The organism is Nesterenkonia sp. NBAIMH1 (assembly GCF_007922635.1).
Lineage (GTDB): Bacteria > Actinomycetota > Actinomycetes > Actinomycetales > Micrococcaceae > Nesterenkonia > Nesterenkonia pannonica.
Genome location: NZ_CP042335.1, coordinates 935,505 through 949,292, shown reverse-complemented (window position 1 = coordinate 949,292; position 13,788 = coordinate 935,505). Strand labels below are relative to the sequence as shown.

Sequence of the window (13,788 nt, the reverse complement as noted above, 5' to 3'; positions counted from 1 at the left end):
GCTGGACCTATGATCCTCAAAATTGGTCTGGGCCTCATCACGATCCTCACGGTCACAGCCGGCATCATGAGCCTGATGGAGACGGAGCCCGGCGTGACGGCCGGCTTCGCCTTCGGTGCCGCGGTCGTCTCTGCGATCGGCATCGCCTACCTGCTGGGCCGTGACGGGAACGGCAGAAAGAAGCCGGCCGCCGGGAGTGCGGCGGCCGGCGACCGTCCTGCTAAGAAGCTCTGATCACACTTCGCTTCGGCGGCCGTAGCCGCCCCGCACCTTGCGGGTGGCGGCTTTGGCGCCCCGCTGGGAGAGAACCTGCACGGCGCCGCTCACGGCAGCTGAGGTGATGCCGAACACCAGCGCCCGCTTGATGTCGACGGCGTCGATCTCGTCGTCCTTCGGCGGGTTCTCGCCGGTGATCTGCCTCCACGCCAGGTCGAAGATCTTCGTGGCGACCAGCCCTGCGCCCAGGGAGATGGCTGTGGTCATGCCCTTTTCAATCAGCTTGTCCATGGGGTCACCTTACCGCGCGATCATAGAGGCAGGGTCTAGAAATTCCGAGCGCGCTTCCAACTGGACCCGACCTTCTGCGTATGGATGCGTGTCCGGTCCGCGCGGAAGAGATCGTGTGCATACTCCACTGGCAAGTGGCACTCGTCATAGGTGACCCGGTGGATCTCCAGCAGGCCAGCACCCATGGGGATTTCAAGTTCTTCGGCCTGTTCGCGAGTCGCCTGCGTGGCTTCGACCGTTTCCTCCGCTCGGTCGATCGTCAGCTCATATTCTCGACCGAGCAGACGATAGAGGGACACCGTGAGATCCTGGCTGAGAAGTCGTGGGAAGCGGCGGGCGGGCAGCACCGACGTGTCGAGGGACCAGCTGGCGGAGCCGGCATGCCGAATTCGCACGATTCGGAAGACAGGTGAGCTCCCCTGCATCTCGAGGGCGCGTTGCTCTGATGGTGAGGGGGAGGCCAGCTCTGCGCGGATCACAGTGGTCCGCACCGTCAGCCCCTGGCGCCGAACCATCTCGGGTACACCCTGCACTGTATTGAGATGACGCTGGATCTTGCCGTCGTCTGCGAACACCCCTCCGGTGCGCCCCATCGAGCGGCGCAGCCTCTGCTGGTTCTCGAGACGCTCCAATCCTTGACGCAGGAGGCTGCGGCTGACGTCGAGCTGTTCGGCCAGGGACCGCTCTGTGCCGATTCGCTCACCTGGACGGAACTCACCTTCGCTCAGCAGACGCAGAAGTCGCTGCTCGATCTCCTCAGCCCGTGTCATCCCTTGAGTCTAGTGAGAGAGGGCCTTGAGAGAGTCGTCCAGGGCGGCCGAGGCCCACCTGATGTCGTCCCGCTGGAACGGGAGCGGAGGGCGCAGCTTCAGCACATTGCCGTGCGGGCCGGCGACCGAAGTGAGCACTCCGCGAGACCGCAGCTCTTCGAGCATGGCCAGTGCGAGGTCGCGGTCCGGCTCCCGCGTGCTGCGGTCCTTCACCAGCTCAAAGCCGATGAAAAGGCCTGCGCCGCGCACGTCACCGACGGCGTCGTGCGTCTCACCCAGGAGCTGGAAGGTCCTGAGCGTTTCTGCGCCCACCTCCGCCGCGTGCTGCTGAAGTCCTTCCCTGCGAATCACATCCAACACAGCCTGAGCGGCTGCCATGGAGACTGGGTTTCCGCCGAAAGTGTTGAAGTAGGGGGTGGTGTCGCTGAAGGAAGCCAGCACGTCGGAGCGGGCGAGCAGCCCCGAAACGGGAATGCCGTTACCCATGGGCTTTCCGGTGGTGATGATGTCTGGAGCGACGCCATGGGCGGCGAAGCCCCAGAACTGTTCACCAGTCCGAGCGAACCCGGGCTGAACCTCGTCGGCGATGAATATCCCGCCGGAGCTGTGCACAGCCTCGATGGCCTCTTTGAGGTAGTTGCCGGGCAGCACGCCGTCGGAGGAGAAGATTGAGTCGGCGAGGAAGCCGGCCAGCTTGACCCCTCGGGACTCCATGTCCGCTATGGCGTCACGGACCTGTTGAGCGAACCAGGGTTCGATCTCTTCGACGCCTGTGCGGTAGGAGTCAGGAGCGGGCAGAAGCCACACGTTTTCGCCGATGGGCTGTCCGCTCCCTAATGCTGGGGAGACGGAGGAGCTGAGCTCGGAGTTTCCGTGGTAGGCCTCAGTCGTCGCGATCAGCCCGCTGCCGCCGGTGTGGGCCTTGGCTACGCGCAGGGCGAGGTCGTTGGCCTCAGACCCAGTGCACATGTACATGGCTTTATATCTTGCTGATTCCAAGTACCCGGGAAGGGTTCCGCGCAGGTCATCGGTGTAGTCGAGTATGCGCTCATGCAGGTACCGAGTGTGGGTGTTCAGCTGCTGCATCTGAGAGTGGACCGCCTCGACCACGGCTGGGTGAGCGTGTCCGATGCTGGCTACGTTGTTGTACATGTCGAGGTACTTTGTGCCGTTGGCGTCCCAGAGATACTGGCCTTCTCCGCGGACCAAGTGGACGGGCTTGCGGTAGAAGAGGCGGTAGGAACCTCCGAGCGCGTCTTCACGACGCTGGGTGAGTCTCAGCGTCTCTGGCTCGAGCTCACCGGCGTGCTCAGCACGGAAGCTGTTGTTGTCCATGATGGTGGATCGAATCGCCATGGGTTCCTTCTTCGTGAGATCGGATATGAAGCCGGCAGCCTGGGGCACCCAAGCCCTCCGTGTGCTGCAGTGTGAGATCTTCAATGGTTCCAGCAGCTGGTCGGGGCGGGAACCGTTGACGTTTCGGGAGCGTTACAGAATCTGCGTTCCAGATAAACGGTCCATTACAGAAACGGCGCTGCGTGAAAGCTGTGTAAAGACTCGGTGGAGCTGCCCGTTTTAGTCGTCAGATGACTGACGCTCATGGCAGTCTGAAGGTGAGGCACCCAGCCCTCCTCACTTGAACGAGGAGAACTTCCATTGCTGAGCACCGCTTCGCCGGACCTGATCATGTCGAATCATTCTTTTGCGGCGTTCGCAGCCATGAGCAAGGGGGATATGGCCCCGGACTGGCTCATTCGCCGCGTCACTGTCGGGTGGGGCTTACCCCCCGAGCGCACGCGCCTGAAGCTCATCTCCGTGTCAGAGAACGCGACTTTCCGGGTCGAGATCGATGGTTCCCCCTATGCGGTGCTGCGCGTGCACCGTCCCGGCTATGTGGAACCGGAGCAGATCCGCTCGAAGCTCCAGTGGGTGCGCGCGCTGGGTAACGACATGGATGTCAGAGTGCCGAGCGTCCTGCCCCTGGTCGACGACTCCTTGGTTCTCACCTTCGGGCGAAGCGAGGCCGAAGGTGCTGCCGCGGCTGAAGCTCCGTGGCACGTGGTGGCCTTCGCCTTCATCCAAGGGGAGGTTCTCGAGGACATCATTGACACTCTGCAGGACCCTGCCTCCTACTATCGCCGCATCGGCGCGACGACTGCCGTGTTCCACGACCATCAGCAGGAATGGCTGAGACCGCAGGGATTCGGGCGATTCCAATGGGGGATAGCTGACATGCTGGGAGAGTCGAGCCGCTGGGGAGACTGGCGCGGAGCTCAGCTCACTGGCACACAGTTCACAGTGCTGCCGCAGGCCGAAGAGCGGGCCCTGGAGCAAGTCTCTGGTCTGGAGCCAGGGGGCGCCGGCTGGGGCCTGATCCACGCAGATCTCCGGCCTTCGAACATCATGATCCACGACGACACATTGACGGTCATTGACTTTGATGACTGTGGATACGGCTGGCTGCTCTATGACCTCGCCTCCGCGTTCTCGTTCATCGAGCACGAACCGTATGCGCCCCGGATCGCCAAGGAGTGGCTCAAGGGTTATCAGGAGGTCCGTGAGCTGAGTGACAAGGAAATCGGTCACGCCTGTGCGCTCAGCATGCTGCGCGGACTCACGATGCTGGGGTGGACCATCACCCACCGTGAGGACGCACTACCACCGGCGATCTGGGCTGCTCAGGTCCCCGGAACCGTGAACGTGGCGAACCAGTACCTATGTTCGTCGGTTTGGATAATAGAATAAACGGTCTACTAAGCTAGTCTCCTAGAATCCATGTCTGACTGCCCAGGCTGCAGCCTGAGATCTATTGATAGAACCGGTCTTTTTAAGAATATGGTCAACATGAGTACTGATGGTTCGGGGTGACACATAAAGAGTCGAAGCAATTTCAGGATTGCTTAATCCTTCTCGTATATAAGTTATTATTTCGCGCTCTCGAGAAGTTAGTCCTGTACTGAAACGCTCGTACAGCACGTATGCAGCGTCCGCCAGTTGATCTGCAGTTTCTCGTAGCATTTCTTGCGTCTCGGTTTCAAACTTAAGCCTCGTTATATTCGTATGTATGAATCCGAATATAATGCCATGTGTACTGGTCAGCGGGTAGGTGATCCCGTTGCGATATCCAGCAGGCATGAGGGTCTCTGATGCATACGGCGTGTCTGCGAACTCGGAGCGATCCCATGGGTAGAGACGCTTGGGGTCGTGCTGATGGCGCCTGATGCGACGTGGTGTGAGTCCGAACCATTCTTCGGTGTAAACCCTTGCAACATCGGCCTCATATCCATCGTGTGCCACCAAGCGGGGCTTGTTGTCGAATGGAGGGACCAGGGTCAGTGCTAGTGCGTCGACGCCAAGAATGTGGCGTGACAGCCGCAGTGCGCCCTCAGTGCGGGTTTGGGGATCCTGGCCAATGGCGTCCGCAAGACTCTGTGGGAAATGTTTGAGATTGACTTCCATGGGTCAGGGGCGTCCTATGCGTGGGATTGTGTGACCTTCAGATGTCCAGTTTTATTGAAGAGTGTTTCGGGGATGTAAAACTGGCATGAAGCTTCCGGAGAACATTTAACTAAACCTCTAGGAAGCTCCGTTATTTGACGTATGGATAAGCGTCTCCAGTGTCGGTAGCTTGATGGTGTCACTCATCGAGCACCTTGGCTTACGGAGGTTTAATTCATGTTCAAATTCCCGAAAACCTATTTTACGGCAGGCTCACTCGCTGCTATTTCCGCAATTCTTCTCACCGCGTGTAATGGAGATGGTGGAGATGCAGCGGCAGCGAATGAAGACTGTGAGGAGACTTACACGATCGGCTTCAGCCATCCCCTGGGAGAAGTGGATTTCGTCAACACTCTGAAAAGCTATACCGAGGAGTACGGTGCGGAGACTGAATGTGTGGATGTCCTGCTCGACGGGACCATCGAGAGCAACCTTGAGTCACAGCGGGAGACGATCGAAAGTTGGGTCAACCAGGGTATTGACGCGATCGTCCTTTGGCCGGCGGACGTCGGTGCTTTCGCGGGACTGCAGTCTCAGGCTCAGGACAACGGTACTGCATGGTTGACGTATTCCTCTCAGATGGATGGCCAGGACGGAAGTGTCGGCTTTGACAACGAGTACTCCGGGCAGATGATTGCGGACCATTTGGACGAGTGGCTGGATGAGAACTACTCCGATGGAACCGAGGACATCACCGCAGCAATTGCCGAGATTCCCTCTTTGCCGCCGCTTGCCGGTCGCTGGCAGGTTCCGGCCGAGCTGCTGGAAGAGCGTGGGATTGAAATCGTGTCCTTGCAGGACTGTGGCGACACATCGTGTGGCAGGCAGGTCGCCGAGGATGTTATCGCGGAGCACGATGATGTCCGGATCTTCATCGGGACGAACGACGACGCAGCTGTCGGTGCTCTTGGCGCATTTCAGGCGTCCGACATCCCGCCGGAGGAGACCTATATTGCAGGCAATGACGGCATTCCCGAAGCTTTCGAAGCCATTGAAAGCGATACGCACTATAAGGCCAGCGCAGCCATCGACATCGAACACTTGGCACACTCGATCGTCGACAACTCCCTGGCGGCAATCGTCGGAGAGGGAAACCCTGACGATGAGTCTCCTTATCATCTCGTGCACCCCGATGATCAGGACCTGCTTGATGAGATGAAGGCGCAGTTCGAATGAGCACCGGCCTTCTCGTAGAGAACCTTCGGAAGAAGTTCGGCCCTGTCGAAGTGCTGAAGGGCGTCAACCTAGAATTCAGAAGGGGAGAGGTCCACGCTTTCTTGGGAGCTAACGGGGCCGGGAAGTCGACGCTTCTCAGCTGCCTCAGCGGTGCACATCGTTCGACCAGCGGCCGCATCACTATAGGTGGCAAAGCATACGAAGGGTTCTCTCCGACGGGAGCCTTTGAGGCTGGAATCGCAATCATCTATCAGCATTTTCAGCTGGCTGGCTCGCTTTCAATCGCCGACAACATCTTTCTGGGAGATGAGCTGGGTGTAGCTGGGGTATTGAACCGACGTGTACAAGATCAGGTGGCTCGAGAGCTGCTGCAGAGTCTGGGAACGGAGCTAGACCCGCGCACCCCCGTTGAGAAGCTCTCGATCGGGCAGCAACAGATTGTGGAGATCGCGCGTGCACTGCGTCGGGAGCCGTCTGTTCTCATCCTTGACGAGCCAACCGCAGCTCTGGGGCAGGCAGAAGTCGATTCTCTCTTGGCCCTGGTTCGCAAGCTGGCCCACGAGCGCGATATTGCCGTCGTCTTCGTCACGCACATTCTGGGCGAAGTCATGGAGGCAGCGGATCGCGTCTCGATTCTGCGGGATGGAAGGGTCCTCTGGTCCAAACAGCGGCAGGACGTGACTCTGGAGGCTCTTGTCTCCGGCATTTCTCCGTCCGCCACCGGCGGCAGCGGACGGACTGACTATGTTCCGGGGCCGGAGAACGTCCGCTTCAGTGATTACCGCACTTCATACTGTGGGCCCGTGGACCTGAGCATAGGTGAAGGGGAGGTCGTGGGCGTTTACGCCATGATGGGCGGGGGAAGGACAAATCTGCTGGAGACGCTTGCTGGTGCAAGAAGGCCTCGAGGGGGAAGGCTGACGCTGGGCGGTCGCAACGCGAAGGCCTATACACCCCGACAAGCAGCCCGTAGTGGAATATCTCTCGTCGCCTCGGATCGGCCTGCACAGTCCCTCTTCGCTGAACTGTCAGCTCTGGACAATCTGCTGATGCCGCATTTCCGGTATCTGTCCCGCGGTCTGCGCCTTCCACGTCAGGAGAAAGGGGTCTTCAACCGAGTTGCGGAGAAAGTCCAACTGTCTCCTCCCGCCGCAGATGCTAATGCCAGCGCATTTTCCGGTGGGAATGCCCAAAAAATCGTCGTCGGACGTTGGCTTGCCGGACTCGGCGAAACCCGGCTCCTGCTGCTTGACGAGCCGACACAAGGTGTGGACATCGGGTCCAGGGAGCAGATCTACCGCTTGGTCAAAGAGTTCGCGGCTCAGGCCCCCGGCCGGTCCGTGCTCTTCACGACCTCTGACCCGGAAGAAGCCGTCGCCCTCGCTGATCGCATCGTGGTGCTTCACGAAGGGCAGATCACGGATGTATTCGGCCCGGAAGTGGACGAAGAGACTCTCCTCTCGAAAGCACAGTCAGTCGATCTTCAGAGCGAAAAGGTAAACGCCTCATGAGCACAGCAACTATCTCCGTGATGGGCAAGAGGACCGATACTCGTTCCTTTCTGCTCACCGCCATTGCCGCTGTCATGCCAGTGGCAACCGTTCTTCTAATGGTTTACTTCACCTTGAATACCGCATCTTTCCTGACGGTTGCAAACCTGCTAACCGTAATCACGCAAAATGCTCCCTTGTTTATCATTTCCATGGCTTTCGCCATGCTGCTCATGGCCGGCTACGTGGACCTATCCGTGGGTTCAACTATGGCCGTGGCGGGTGTGACTGGGGCGATCGCTTTCGGCCCACTCGGTTTTTTGGGCGGAAGCCTGGTCGCAATAACAGTAGGTGCCGCGGTAGGCCTAATTAACGGAACTCTGATCGGCTACCTTTCCATTTCTCCCATTGTCGTCACCCTAGGAATGCTCGCCGCCGGACGTGGCACCGCAATGGCTCTGGCACCGGACCCTCTCTTCGGCTTCGGGGAGGGAGCTCAAGCATTCGGCTCTGGGGATTTCCTCGGCATTTCCTATATTGCATGGGTTGCCATCGGAGTCGCTGCGATCTGCATCTTCATTATGGGAACAACAGCCGTTGGAAAACACGTACTTGCCATAGGGGTTAACAAGCGGGCTGCCTTCTTAACGGGTATCAAGGTCAAGACCACTGTCTTCGCCCTGTACATCGGGGTTGGTGTGGCCGCAGGCATCGCCGGACTCGTCCTGGTGACGCGTCTGGACTCAGCGCCCGCAGGGACGTTGGGAAGCGGGTTCGAAGTAACGGTGCTCTCCGCAGTGCTCCTCGGCGGCATTCCCTTCACCGGAGGTCGAGGCAGCCTATGGCGTGTGCTTCTCGGTGTCTGGTTCATCGCTGTGCTCCGAAATGGTCTGACCCTCATGAACGTCGGGTCCGAGATGGTCAACATCGTCTCCGGCATCGTGCTGATCTGCGCGGCAGGGCTCGAAGCACTGCGTATGTACCTTCGGCAGAAACTCTGACTATCAAGTCCACGAAAGGAACAGCTATGGGCATCACCAAAGACGAATCCCTCTCTCCGCCACCTCCTACGATGGCGAGTCCCCATTGGTGGGGCGCTGATTCCGTCAGATGGCGTGCACGGCACGAAAGCGGCGCATCGGTTTTCGTCAAAGCGCATACCCAGCATGCGAGCGGCTACTTGGACCTTCCCTCAGTCTTTGGCACGACAAAGAAAGCAGGGGAAGAGGGACTTGGCCCAGAAGTTATCGGGGCCTCGTATGGCCCCCCTGAACTTCTTCTGGAGGACCTCACCGAAACCCATAGGACATCCACGATGGCGGATTTCCTGGATGAAGAAGTCCTGGTGAAATACCTCGGTGTCAGGCGCAGGCTCTGGCAACTCGAAGTGCCCGTGCTGCGGGCCTGCTCGGTCTTCGACGACATCGAATCCCTTCAATCGCTCTTGGGGACGGCACCGGAGGAATGCCTAGCGATGTCGAGTGGATTTACTCGCTGGTCGCTGAAATCGCAGGTCTCATCCAGTCGCTGGGCGCCGACGAGGCGCCGATCCATGGGGATGCCAACTGCTCCAATGTAGCCCTCAACCGCAAGGACAACAGTGCCCTGCTCCTCGACTTCGACTGGGCCAGCAAGGCAGATCCCCTGCAGGATGTCGGCTCTGCGCTCCTCGAATTTGGGCTCACCGAATACCAGGGCAGGGAGGTGTTCGAACTCTTCTGGGGCTCCTTCGAAGAAGGCCTCTACTGCCGGGCGCGTCTATACGCAGCAGCGGAAGCCGTCAGAGGTGCCCTCCTTGGCGTGTGGTTGGATCGCGTCGACCCGGGCATGCAGGAGTACTCCAAGTTCGCCGACTGGATGTTCCTACGCGCAAGAGTGGCGCTCTCCGCCTATGTAACTGACGACCACCTGAGGAGGGTGAAATGAGTAACGTACTCGGCCAAGCCAGCACTGCGGCTGAAAGAGAAGTGGAAGAGCATCTGAGGTCCGTCCCCGAGTGGGGTGGCCTGGGTGTTGAATACGCGCCGGTAATAGGAGGTCTCCAGAACAGCAATTGGCGTGTGACAGTCCCAGGTGACCACCGCAGCTACTTTCTCAAGGTGCCGGGCGCAGGAACCGATGCGTTCATAGACCGGGGAGTGGCGAATGTCGCGGCCAAGCGAGCCGGTGACTTGGGAATCAGCCCTAGGGTGGCCCATTTCGACGGCGCCTCTGGTGCTGAGGTCTGTGAGTTTTTAGAAGGGTACCGAGCATGCACTAACGGAGACATGAAGGAATGGGCTATCACGGAGGACGTTCTGCGCCTGTATGACGCCTTCCACGGAACTGAACCCCTTCCCGTTACCAAGACGATGTTCGATCTTATCGACGAACATCTGGCGCAGGGCGCTGAGTTGGGTGCTCAACTACCTCCCTTCGCTTCGGTGCTCCTGCGCGAATACGGGATCGTGAAAGAGGTGCTGCAAGCCTCAGGTTTGGATCTCGTTCCATGCCATAACGACCCAATGCCGGGGAACTTTCTCATTAGCGAACATGGGCCGATGAAGCTGGTCGACTTCGAATTCGCCTCCAATAACGAACGCGCATACGACCTCGCGCTCATCCTGGCCGAGTTCTTCTACGACGAGCCGACGGCGATGGCCTGCATCGAGGCGGCCTATGGGAGCACTAACTGGAAAGTGGTCTCCCGTGTGCAGCTCTGCCGCTTTCTAGCGGACGTGAAATGGGGCCTTTGGGGCTGCGTGAATCACCAGCTGAACACGAGCTGGGACTTTGACTATCACAAATACGGGGTCTGGAAACTCCTGCGGGCACGGGGGCAGATGGCTGACCCTCGTTGGTCGCAGTGGTTGCAAGCCGTCTGATTCCGACGCTTTTGAACAAAGGATTCATCAAAGATGACAAGAACCTCATTCCCGGCAGAGTCGGGAGCCGCCGCCTTTCTCAACGCTGATGCATTTTTGAAGGACTTTCAGCGGACAGCAGACTTCGGCGCTACCCCAAACCAAGGAATCGACAGGCAAGCAGGAACGGCAGAGCACGGTGCAGTGCGGGACTGGTTCGCGCAGAAGGCGGAGAGGCGCGGGTTTTCTGTAAAGACCGATCCAATTGGAAACATATTTGCCCTCAAGGAATTTGTTCCTGGGGAGCCATACATACTTCTGGGCTCCCATCTCGACAGCCAGCCCCAGGGCGGGAGGTTCGACGGGGCCTACGGTGTTATCGCCGCCTTCCACGCGGCCTTAGCTGTCGAAAAAGCGGTAGAAGCAGGTCTTGTGCCGTCGCGGTTCAATCTGGCAGTGGTGGACTGGTTCAATGAAGAGGGTGCACGTTTCGGCCCCTCGATCATGGGATCCTCCGTGTACACAGGAGCGCTGCAGCTCGAGGAGGCGCTCAACGTTCGTGATGCCGACGGAATCTCAGTGCGCAGTGCTCTGCGAGATACCGGCCGCCTTGGCGAACCGGTGGAGTTCCATACGGCCGTCTGCGTAGAGATACATATCGAGCAGGGGCGGAGACTCGAACGATCCGGAGCACATGTTGGGATCGTCGAAAGAAACTGGACCGCCCAGAAGTTGCTCGTCCATGTCCGCGGCGAGCAGGCGCACGCGGGCGCGCTCTTGGCTGATCGTCGGGATGCACTCCTGGCAGCCGCCGAAGTGGTGACCGCAGCACATCGAGAAGCCCATAGGCATCGGGCAGATGAGTTCATCACGTCTGTCGCCAAATTCGATGTGCACCCTAATTCTCCGAGCGTTATCGCCCGTCAGGTTGATCTTCTGCTTGACGTCCGTGGGCTGTACCAGAAGGACGTAGAAAGCGCTCGGAGCAGTCTCATCGCCGAGTTCGGCGAGATTTCGAAGAACCACAATGTAGACGTTGATGTTGAAGAATTCACCATTCGTCCGAGCCAGCCGTATACGGCGGCTGGAGTCGAGCTTGCAGAGCAGGTTGCCCATGAAGAAGGCCTGACTCCCCAGCGACTGACAACTTTGATCGGTCACGATTCAGTAGCTCTGAATAGGATCTATCCCACGGTCATGCTCTTCGTGCCCTCCGCAGATGGGATTTCGCACTGCGAACGTGAATTCTCGAGCGACTCCGACATGCTCAACGGCCTGCGCTTGGTCACCGGTCTCGTTAGTCGCCTGGTACAACACGGGATACTTGACGAGGGGGCAGAGTGATGAAGGACGGGAGCATCGCGGCACCCTCATCCTTGTCGCCGCTCGGCATGAATTCGGAAGAGCTGAGGCAGAACTACACCGAGGGATCGTTGAGTCCCGTCGAGGTGCTCGAGGACACCTTCGCGCGTATCGACTCGGTAAACGGTGATATCAACGCAATTGCCTTCCGGAACGACAGCGAGGCTTATCAGCAGGCCCAAGCGTCAGCCCGAAGGTGGCGGAAGGGTGCCCCTCTCAGTGCGCTGGACGGCATGCCGATTTCGATAAAGGACAGTATCAACGCTGTAGGCACCCCGTGGCGTCATGGTTCTCAAGGTCACGAACAGGTGCCCCCGGCAGCAGTGGACTCCCCACCTGTGGCTCGGCTGAAGGAAGGCGGCGCGGTCGTCTTCGCGAAGACGACGATGCCTGATTTCGGGATGGCAGCTTCTGGTGTGAGTTCCTTGTACGGCATTGTGCGCAATCCCTGGAATCTCAGCCTCAGTCCTGGGGGATCAAGCGCGGGGGCTGGTGCCAGCTTGGCTGCAGGGATAGGGATTGCAGGCGTCGGCACGGACATCGCCGGGTCAGTCCGCCTGCCCGCCGCGCATTGCGGACTTTTTGCCCTGAAGCCGACTCAAGGAAGGATCCCGCATCTGGCCCCCAGCACCGTGAGATCGCCGGGTCCCATGGCCCGTTCGGTGAGAGAGGGCGCTGAACTGTTCGAGCTGCTCACGCAACCGGACCGTCGGGACTACCTAAGCCTTCCTCCGTCGTCCGAGAAAGGTGCAAGGGAACTTGCTCAGGAGGACATCCGTGACCTGAAAGTAGGACTGCTGCTGGATATTGGCTACGGCGAGACTCTTCACCCATCTGTTGAACGCGTGGTGAGGCAAGCCGCTGAATCGCTTCAGGAAGGTGGAGCGCAGGTGGCTGAAATGCGCCCGCTCTTCTCGGAGGACCCCTACCGGGCGCTGGATCGGCTCTTTCAGGTTCGCGCTCGTACTGAATGGTGGAGTATCCCTGAAGAAAAGCGCTCTCAAGTCCTGCCGGCTATCAGTGAGTGGTGCGCGGAGGCTGACGGTTTCACAGCCGTTCAGCACGAATCGGATCAGCATGCCGTGCTGAGGTCGGCGGCTACGGTCATCGAACGTTTTGATGCGTACGACGTCGTGCTCTCGCCGGTTCTTCCTGGGTTGGGATACCTCGCTGAGATGGTAGGCCTGGATCACTCACGCCCCCTGGCCCACTGCTCCTACACTTGCTGGGCCAACCAGACGGGGCAACCGGCAGCGAGTGTGGCGTTCGGGATGGAGAAAGGGCTGCCCGTCGCAGTGCAGGTCCTAGGAAAGAGATTTGACGATGAACGCGTCATTGGGATCTCTGAGTGGTTGGAAGCAAACCGGCCCGTGGAAATGTGTTGGCCAGTCGCGCCGAACAGCGAGAGTCCCATAGAAGAAACCTTCTTTGCGGGGGCAGCGCGGATCGGAGGCTCAGCGTGATGCACGCAAGGCGGTCCGTGGGGGCAGTCGTCTTTGATCTGGACGGCACTCTGATTGATACCGAGGGCCACTACCGCGACTCTGCACAGAGGATCGTCCAGGAAGCAGGCGGTCGATGGACGGAGGACGAAGATCTCGAAGCAGTGGGGATGGGTCTTCAGGATCTGGCGGCTCTGCTCCAGCATCTTGGGGTGTCTCTCGGCAGCGGGGAAATCGTCGACCGGATCGTCGAGGAGGTGACAAGCCGGCTGTCCGCAGCAGTGCCATGGAGGCCGGGCGCCCTGGCTTTCGTTGCAGAGTTGCAGAAGGAGGGGCTGCCTATCGGGGTAGCTACGATGGCGCATAGGCCGACTGTGGAACAGGTGCTCGCCGCTCCGGAGGCGCCTCGATTCGCCGCCGTAGTGACCGGTGATGATGTCAGCAGAGAGAAACCCGCCCCCGACGTCTACCTTCGTGCGGCAGAGCTCCTTGCTGTTTCGCCGGGAGCAGTAGTCGGCGTTGAGGATTCCCTCCGAGGGCTTGCAGCAGTTCGAGCCGCAGGCATGTGCTCAGTGGGAGTTCCTGCGTATGAGGTTCTCGAAGCATGCCACGCAGACATCCTCTGGGGTTCCCTCGAGGGTAAGAACCTTCTGGATCTTAAGGCGCACACCTAACCACCAGATACGTGAAGAACGCTCGA

Annotated in this window: 14 protein-coding genes; 10 read left to right on the top strand and 4 right to left on the bottom strand. The window is 59.4% G+C overall.

Annotated features, from left to right (window positions below; genetic code table 11):
- Positions 1–9 precede the first annotated feature (9 nt).
- Positions 10–234, top strand: a complete 225-nt coding sequence (locus FS388_RS04400) for a hypothetical protein (protein ID WP_146340073.1) — start codon at positions 10–12, stop codon at positions 232–234.
- Here the strand turns inward: FS388_RS04400 and FS388_RS04395 are convergent, their stop codons facing one another.
- From FS388_RS04395 to FS388_RS04385, 3 genes are read right to left on the bottom strand one after another with little or no spacing between them, the layout of a single operon-like run.
- Positions 235–507, bottom strand: a complete 273-nt coding sequence (locus FS388_RS04395; protein ID WP_146340071.1) for a DUF4235 domain-containing protein — start codon at positions 505–507, stop codon at positions 235–237.
- A 35-nt stretch (positions 508–542) separates the two neighbouring features.
- Entirely contained in the window at positions 543–1,277 is a 735-nt protein-coding gene (locus tag FS388_RS04390; RefSeq protein WP_146340069.1) for a GntR family transcriptional regulator, read from the bottom strand.
- A 9-nt stretch (positions 1,278–1,286) separates the two neighbouring features.
- On the bottom strand, positions 1,287–2,633 hold the full coding sequence (locus tag FS388_RS04385) for an aspartate aminotransferase family protein (RefSeq protein WP_146340067.1): 1,347 nt from the start codon (positions 2,631–2,633) through the stop codon (positions 1,287–1,289).
- 300 nt (positions 2,634–2,933) lie between these two features.
- On the opposite strand from FS388_RS04385, the gene FS388_RS04380 reads away from it, so the two are divergent.
- The gene (locus tag FS388_RS04380; protein ID WP_146340065.1) at positions 2,934–4,022 is read left to right on the top strand and encodes a phosphotransferase enzyme family protein; all 1,089 of its coding nucleotides are present in this window, start codon (positions 2,934–2,936) and stop codon (positions 4,020–4,022) included.
- A gap of 21 nt (positions 4,023–4,043) precedes the next feature.
- Here FS388_RS04380 and FS388_RS04375 read toward each other — a convergent pair whose 3' ends face one another.
- The gene (locus FS388_RS04375) at positions 4,044–4,736 is read right to left on the bottom strand and encodes a LuxR C-terminal-related transcriptional regulator (RefSeq protein ID WP_146340063.1); all 693 of its coding nucleotides are present in this window, start codon (positions 4,734–4,736) and stop codon (positions 4,044–4,046) included.
- Between the two features lie 216 nt (positions 4,737–4,952).
- Between FS388_RS04375 and FS388_RS04370 the strand changes: the two genes are divergently transcribed.
- The 8 genes from FS388_RS04370 to FS388_RS04335 all read left to right on the top strand — a co-directional run bounded on the left by FS388_RS04370 (position 4,953) and on the right by FS388_RS04335 (position 13,762).
- On the top strand, positions 4,953–5,951 hold the full coding sequence (locus FS388_RS04370; RefSeq protein WP_146340061.1) for a sugar ABC transporter substrate-binding protein: 999 nt from the start codon (positions 4,953–4,955) through the stop codon (positions 5,949–5,951).
- Complete coding sequence (locus FS388_RS04365) at positions 5,948–7,462, top strand: sugar ABC transporter ATP-binding protein (protein WP_146340059.1); 1,515 nt, start codon at positions 5,948–5,950, stop codon at positions 7,460–7,462. The genes FS388_RS04370 and FS388_RS04365 overlap by 4 nt, the downstream gene beginning before the upstream one ends.
- Positions 7,459–8,442: an ABC transporter permease gene (locus tag FS388_RS04360; RefSeq protein WP_146340057.1), complete on the top strand. Its 984-nt coding sequence runs from the start codon at positions 7,459–7,461 to the stop codon at positions 8,440–8,442. The genes FS388_RS04365 and FS388_RS04360 overlap by 4 nt, the downstream gene beginning before the upstream one ends.
- Before the next feature lie 463 nt (positions 8,443–8,905).
- Entirely contained in the window at positions 8,906–9,367 is a 462-nt protein-coding gene (locus FS388_RS04355) for a phosphotransferase family protein (protein ID WP_146340055.1), read from the top strand.
- Positions 9,364–10,305 carry a choline kinase family protein gene (locus FS388_RS04350; RefSeq protein ID WP_146340053.1) on the top strand — a complete coding sequence of 314 codons (942 nt, stop codon included), beginning with the start codon at positions 9,364–9,366 and terminating at the stop codon, positions 10,303–10,305. Before FS388_RS04355 ends, FS388_RS04350 begins: the two co-directional genes overlap by 4 nt.
- Before the next feature lie 33 nt (positions 10,306–10,338).
- Positions 10,339–11,628, top strand: a complete 1,290-nt coding sequence (locus tag FS388_RS04345; RefSeq protein WP_146340052.1) for a M20 family metallo-hydrolase — start codon at positions 10,339–10,341, stop codon at positions 11,626–11,628.
- Positions 11,628–13,109, top strand: coding sequence for an amidase family protein (locus FS388_RS04340; protein ID WP_146340050.1), 1,482 nt, complete (start codon positions 11,628–11,630; stop codon positions 13,107–13,109). Before FS388_RS04345 ends, FS388_RS04340 begins: the two co-directional genes overlap by 1 nt.
- Before the next feature lie 17 nt (positions 13,110–13,126).
- Complete coding sequence (locus FS388_RS04335; protein WP_168198589.1) at positions 13,127–13,762, top strand: HAD family phosphatase; 636 nt, start codon at positions 13,127–13,129, stop codon at positions 13,760–13,762.
- The last annotated feature ends 26 nt before the right edge of the window (positions 13,763–13,788 follow it).

What these genes read in the sequence shown, in the direction of transcription:
- FS388_RS04350 (WP_146340053.1), top strand. Translation starts at nt 9,364, where the DNA reads ATGAGTAACGTACTCGGCCAAGCCAGCACTGCGGCTGAAAGAGAAGTG.
- FS388_RS04365 (WP_146340059.1), top strand. Translation starts at nt 5,948, where the DNA reads ATGAGCACCGGCCTTCTCGTAGAGAACCTTCGGAAGAAGTTCGGCCCT.
- FS388_RS04370 (WP_146340061.1), top strand. Translation starts at nt 4,953, where the DNA reads ATGTTCAAATTCCCGAAAACCTATTTTACGGCAGGCTCACTCGCTGCT.
- FS388_RS04375 (WP_146340063.1), bottom strand. Translation starts at nt 4,736, where the DNA reads ATGGAAGTCAATCTCAAACATTTCCCACAGAGTCTTGCGGACGCCATT.
- FS388_RS04345 (WP_146340052.1), top strand. Translation starts at nt 10,339, where the DNA reads ATGACAAGAACCTCATTCCCGGCAGAGTCGGGAGCCGCCGCCTTTCTC.
- FS388_RS04400 (WP_146340073.1), top strand. Translation starts at nt 10, where the DNA reads ATGATCCTCAAAATTGGTCTGGGCCTCATCACGATCCTCACGGTCACA.
- FS388_RS04340 (WP_146340050.1), top strand. Translation starts at nt 11,628, where the DNA reads ATGAAGGACGGGAGCATCGCGGCACCCTCATCCTTGTCGCCGCTCGGC.
- FS388_RS04385 (WP_146340067.1), bottom strand. Translation starts at nt 2,633, where the DNA reads ATGGCGATTCGATCCACCATCATGGACAACAACAGCTTCCGTGCTGAG.
- FS388_RS04355 (WP_146340055.1), top strand. Translation starts at nt 8,906, where the DNA reads ATGCCTAGCGATGTCGAGTGGATTTACTCGCTGGTCGCTGAAATCGCA.
- FS388_RS04360 (WP_146340057.1), top strand. Translation starts at nt 7,459, where the DNA reads ATGAGCACAGCAACTATCTCCGTGATGGGCAAGAGGACCGATACTCGT.
- FS388_RS04390 (WP_146340069.1), bottom strand. Translation starts at nt 1,277, where the DNA reads ATGACACGGGCTGAGGAGATCGAGCAGCGACTTCTGCGTCTGCTGAGC.
- FS388_RS04395 (WP_146340071.1), bottom strand. Translation starts at nt 507, where the DNA reads ATGGACAAGCTGATTGAAAAGGGCATGACCACAGCCATCTCCCTGGGC.